The sequence below is a fragment of the Streptomyces sp. NPDC003016 genome (genome assembly GCF_053591455.1).
In genome coordinates this window covers 1-5309 of record NZ_JBSFTV010000089.1, presented here as the reverse complement: position 1 = coordinate 5309, position 5309 = coordinate 1, and the positions used below count along the sequence as shown (strand labels likewise).

Genomic DNA, 5309 nt, shown 5'->3' with positions numbered 1-5309 from the left:
GCATCCACCTTCGGACGCAACACCCCATCCAACCGCTCCGGCGTCAGCGAACCCACCACACCGTCATCCAGCACACCAGCGGTGTGGATCACGGCGGACACCCTGTGCTCGGCAAGCAGGTCCGAGAGCGCACTCCGGTCCGAGACATCACAGGCCGCGACCCGGACTTCCGCGCCTTGCAGCTCCAGCTCGTCCACCAGCGCTTCGGTCCCGTTCGTACCGAGGCCCCGGCGGCTCACCAGCAGCAGACGGCGCACACCGTGCTCCGCCACCAGGTGGCGGGCCACCACCGCGCCCAGACCACCCGTACCACCCGTGATCAGAACACTGCCCTCACCGCCACCCCACTCCGGGCTCATGTCCTCATCCACAGACGACCGGCGCACCAACCGCCCGGCCAGAACACTCCCGTCCCGCACCATCAACTGCGGCTCATCCGCGCTCAGGACCGCCAGCGGGAATGTCACCGGCCCCGCCGGATCCAGATCCACCAGACCGAAGCAACCCGGATTCTCCGACTGCGCCGACCGCACCAGACCCCACGCCGCCGCGGCCGCCAGATCCTGACCGCCCACCGCACCCCGCGTCACAAAGACAAAGCGGGACTCCGCGAACCTCTCGTCCGACAACCGCTCCTGAATCCGCTCCAGAGCCCGATGCGTCAACGCATGCACACCACCAGCCACATCAGCAGCCGAACCCCCAGCCACCGGGATCAGAACCACACCCGGCACCGATGCCGCGCCAGCCGCCAGCGCGCTCGGACTTGAGGCGAGTTCGCTCTCAGCACCCGCCTCCCGAAGGGCCTCGGTCAGGCCGAACATGTCCTCGCCCGCCACCGCGAGCCTCTGCGGCTCCTCCACAGGCGCCCCAGACGCAGGCGCAGACCCAGGCGCCGGCATGGCAACCCAGTCGAGCCGGAACAACGCGTCCTTCGTCAGCCCGGCATCACCACTCACACCCTCCGCCGACAGCGCACGCATCGCCAACGACTCCACCGACGCGACCAGCGCACCCGACAGATCCGCCACCACGATCGACAGCACACCATCGACCCCACGCGCCAGCCTCACCCGAACCGCGGAAGCACCCGACGCCAGCAGCGACACCCCACTCCACGAGAACGGCACACCACCCGCCTCAACCGACGAGCCCAGGAACCACCCCGCATGCAACGCCGAGTCCAGCAGGGCGGGATGCAGACCGAACGCCTCCGCGTCGCCTTGCTCACCCTCCGGCAGACTCACCTCGGCGAAGACCTCGCCATCCCGGCTCCACGCGGCCCGCAGACCCTGGAACACCGGACCATAGGCAAAGCCTTCGGCCTCTCGGGCCTCGTAGAAACCGTCCAGGTCCACCGGCTCTGCACCCGCCGGCGGCCACACAGCCGCGTCGAACTCAGCAGCAGAAGCCCCGGCCCGCGAGCCGTCGACGAGTACACCCGCGGCGTGCTGCGTCCACGGCGACTCCGTCTCGCCTTCAGGGCGCGAGTGGACCGTGACCGTGTGGCGTCCCGAATCGTCCGCCACACCCACGTGTACCTGCACCTGGACCGCGCCGTGTTCCGGAAGAGCGAGCGGCGCAGCCAGCGTCAGCTCCTCGACGTGATCGCAACCGACCTCGTCACCGGCCCGGATCGCCAGCTCCAGCAGAGCCGTCCCAGGAAGGAGCACCTGGCCCATCACCGCGTGATCGGCCAGCCACGGATGCGACTGCACCGCCAGACGACTGGTGAACAGCACACCGTCGTCCTCAGCCAGCTCCACCACACCGCTCAGCAGAGGATGACCGGCCGACACCAACCCGACCGCCACCGCATCATCAGCACCGCCCCGCAGACTCCGAGGCCAGAACACCTGACGCTCGAAGGCGTACGTCGGAACATCCACCCGCGACGCCCCGGTCCCCGCGAAGAACCGCTCCCAGTCCACCACCGCACCACACACATGCAACTGGGACAGAGCCGCGACAACCGACAACTCCTCAGGACGATTCTTACGGAGGACGGGCACGGTGACGGCCTCGTCCGGTACCGACTCGCGTGCCATGGCGGAGAGGACCCCGTCCGGACCCAGCTCCAGGAACGTCACCACGCCCTGCTCACCGAGGGTGCGGACGCCGTCGGAGAAGCGCACGGCCTCGCGGACGTGGCGCACCCAGTACCCGGCCGAACACAGCTCCTCGGCCGACGCCATACCACCGGTCAGGTTCGACACCACCGGGATGACCGGCTCGGCGTACGACAGACCCTCCGCGACCGCCCGGAACTCCTCCAGCATCGGATCCATCAACGGCGAATGGAACGCATGCGAGACCCGCAGCCAGGTGGCCTTGCGGCCCTGTTCCTCCAGCCGCGCCGCGACCTCCAGGACCACGTCCTCGTGACCGGAGATCACCACCGACGACGGGCCGTTGACCGCCGCGATCGAAACCTGGCCCTCCCGCTCGGCCAGCAGCGGCAGGACCTCGTCCTCCGTCGCCTGCACCGCGACCATCGCTCCACCGGACGGAAGGGCCTGCATCAACCGCGCCCGCGCCGCCACCAGACGAACCGCGTCCTCCAGCGAGAACACCCCCGCCACATGCGCCGCCGCGATCTCACCGATCGAATGACCCGCCACGAAGTCGGGCCTGACACCCCACGACTCCACCAGACGGAACAACGCCACCTCGACCGCGAACAACGCCGGCTGAGTGAAGCCCGTCTCGTTCAGCAGCTCCGCATCCCCGCCCCACATCACCTCACGCAACGGGCGGCCCAACTCACCGTCCAGCAAAGCGAGTACCGAGTCCAGCGCCTCCGCGAACACCGGGAACCGGCCGTACAACTCCCGGCCCATCCCCAACCGCTGCGAACCCTGACCCGAGAACAACACCGCCGAACGGCCACCGACCACCGCACCCGACACCGCCAACGGATCCGGCTCGCCGACCGCCAGTGCTGCCAGCGCGCGCATCGTCTCGGCACGCTCGCCGGTCGGTACCACCGCGCGGTGGTCGAACTTCGACCGGCCCGTCGCCAGCGAGTACCCGACATCCACCGGCCGCAGCTCCGGCCGACCCTCCATCGAGGCCAGCAGCTTGGCGGCCTGGCCGCGCAGCGCCTCCGGCGTCTTGCCGGACAGCACCCACGGCACCACACCCAGCTCCACCGCAGGAGCCTCGGGCCCCGTCACCAGCGTTCCCTGGATGACGTTCGCCGGCTGCTCCAGGATGACGTGCGCGTTCGTACCGCTGATCCCGAACGACGACACAGCCGCACGCCGGGCACGACCGGCCTCGGGCCAGGGGGTCGACTCGGTCAGCAGCTCCACTGCTACCGCCGACCAGTCCACGTGGGACGACGGCTCGGTCACGTGCAGGGTCTGCGGCAGCACACCGTGGCGCATCGCCATAATCATCTTGATGACGCCCGCCGCGCCCGCGGCGGCCTGCGTGTGTCCCAGGTTCGACTTCACCGAGCCCAGCAGGAGCGGCTGCTCCGGGTCGCGGTCGCGTCCGTACGTCGCGATCAGGGCCTGCGCCTCGATCGGGTCACCGAGCGTGGTGCCGGTGCCGTGCGCCTCGACCACGTCCACGTCACCCGTCGACAGGCCGCCGCTGGCGAGCGCCTGGCGGATCACCCGCTGCTGCGACGGGCCGTTGGGCGCCGTCAGACCGTTGGAGGCGCCGTCCTGGTTGACCGCACTGCCGCGCACCACGGCCAGGATCTCGTGACCGTTGCGCAACGCGTCGGACTGCCGCTCCAGGAGGAGCATGCCGATGCCCTCGGACCAGCCGACACCGTCGGCCGACTCGGAGAACGGCTTGGAGCGTCCGTCGGGGGCCAGGCCCCGCTGACGGGAGAATTCCACGAAGGTGTCGGGGACCGACATCACGGTGACGCCGCCGGCCAGGGCCAGCGAGCACTCACCGCTGCGCAGCGCCTGCGCGGCCAGGTGCACCGCGACCAGCGACGACGAGCACGCGGTGTCCACCGTCACCGCCGGGCCTTCGAAACCGAAGGTGTACGAGACCCGGCCGGAGGCGACGCTCAGCGCGCTGCCCTGGCCCTGGAAGCCCTCGAACTCCTTGCCGCTCAAGTTGGTGTTGTAGCCGCCGTACATCACACCGGCGAACACGGCGGTCTGGCTGTCGCGCAGTGACACCGGGTCGATGCCTGCGCGCTCGATCGCCTCCCACGACGTCTCCAGCAGCAACCGCTGCTGCGAGTCCGTCGCCATCGCCTCACGCGGCGACATCCCGAAGAACGCCGGGTCGAACTCACCCGCGTCGTGTAGGAATCCGCCCTGCCGCGTGTAGGACGTGCCCATGTGCTCAGGGTCGGGGTTGTAGAGCCCGTCGACGTCCCACCCGCGGTTGTCCGGGAAGTCCGTGACGACGTCGGTGCCTTCGGTGACCACGCGCCACAGATCTTCCGGCGAGCCGATGCCGCCGGGGAAGCGGCAGCTCATGCCCACGATGACCACCGGATCGTCGTCCAGCATGGCCTGGGAGAGCACCGGTACGGCCGTCGTCGCGTCGGTGTCTGCGGCCTCCGGACCGACGAGTTCGTCGAGCAGGTGGTCCGCCAGTGCCTCGACGGTCGGGTAGTCGAAGACCATCGTCGCGGGCAGCCGCAGTCCGGTCGTCGTGTTCAGCCGGTTGCGCAGTTCCACCGCTGTCAGCGAGTCGAATCCCAGGTCGCGGAAGGCCCGTGTCGGGTCGACTCCGTCGCCGCTCGTGTGGCCGAGCACGAGGGCCGCCTGGTCCCGTACCAGGGTGAGCAGCGTCTCGTACCGTTCGGCACGCTCCAGCTTGCTGAGTCGCTCGGCGAGACCCGCGTCCGTACGCGTTCCAGGACCCGAGACCGCCGTACGTCGTACGCCCGGCCGGACCAGACCGCGCAGCAGCGGCGTGACGGCGCCCTGGGCACGCAGCGCGGACAGGTCCAGTCGTACGGGTGCCACCGCGGCCTGGCCGGTGGCCAGCGCGGCGTCGAACAGTGCGACACCCTGGTCGACCGAGAGCAGGGGCATGCCCGCCTCGGCGGCCCGGCGCAGATCGGCTTCGCCGAGACCGCTCGTCATGCCGGCGCCCTGGTTCCAGGCGCCCCAGGCGAGCGAGACTCCCGGCAGGCCCTCGGCCTGCCGGTGTGCGGCGAGCGCGTCCAGGAAGGCGTTGCCTGCCGCGTAGTTGGCCTGGCCCGCGCCACCGATGACTCCGGAGACCGAGGAGTAGAGGACGAAGGCGGCGAGGTCGAGGTCCCGGGTCAGCTCGTGCAGGTTCCACGCAGCGTCCACCTTCGGACGCAACACCCCCGCCAACCG

General features: G+C 70.1%; 1 protein-coding gene. It reads right to left on the bottom strand.

Annotated elements, in window-relative coordinates:
* Window positions 1-5309 (bottom strand): SDR family NAD(P)-dependent oxidoreductase (locus tag ACWDZ4_RS34930; RefSeq protein WP_451512405.1); only part of this gene is annotated, 5309 nt, incomplete at both ends.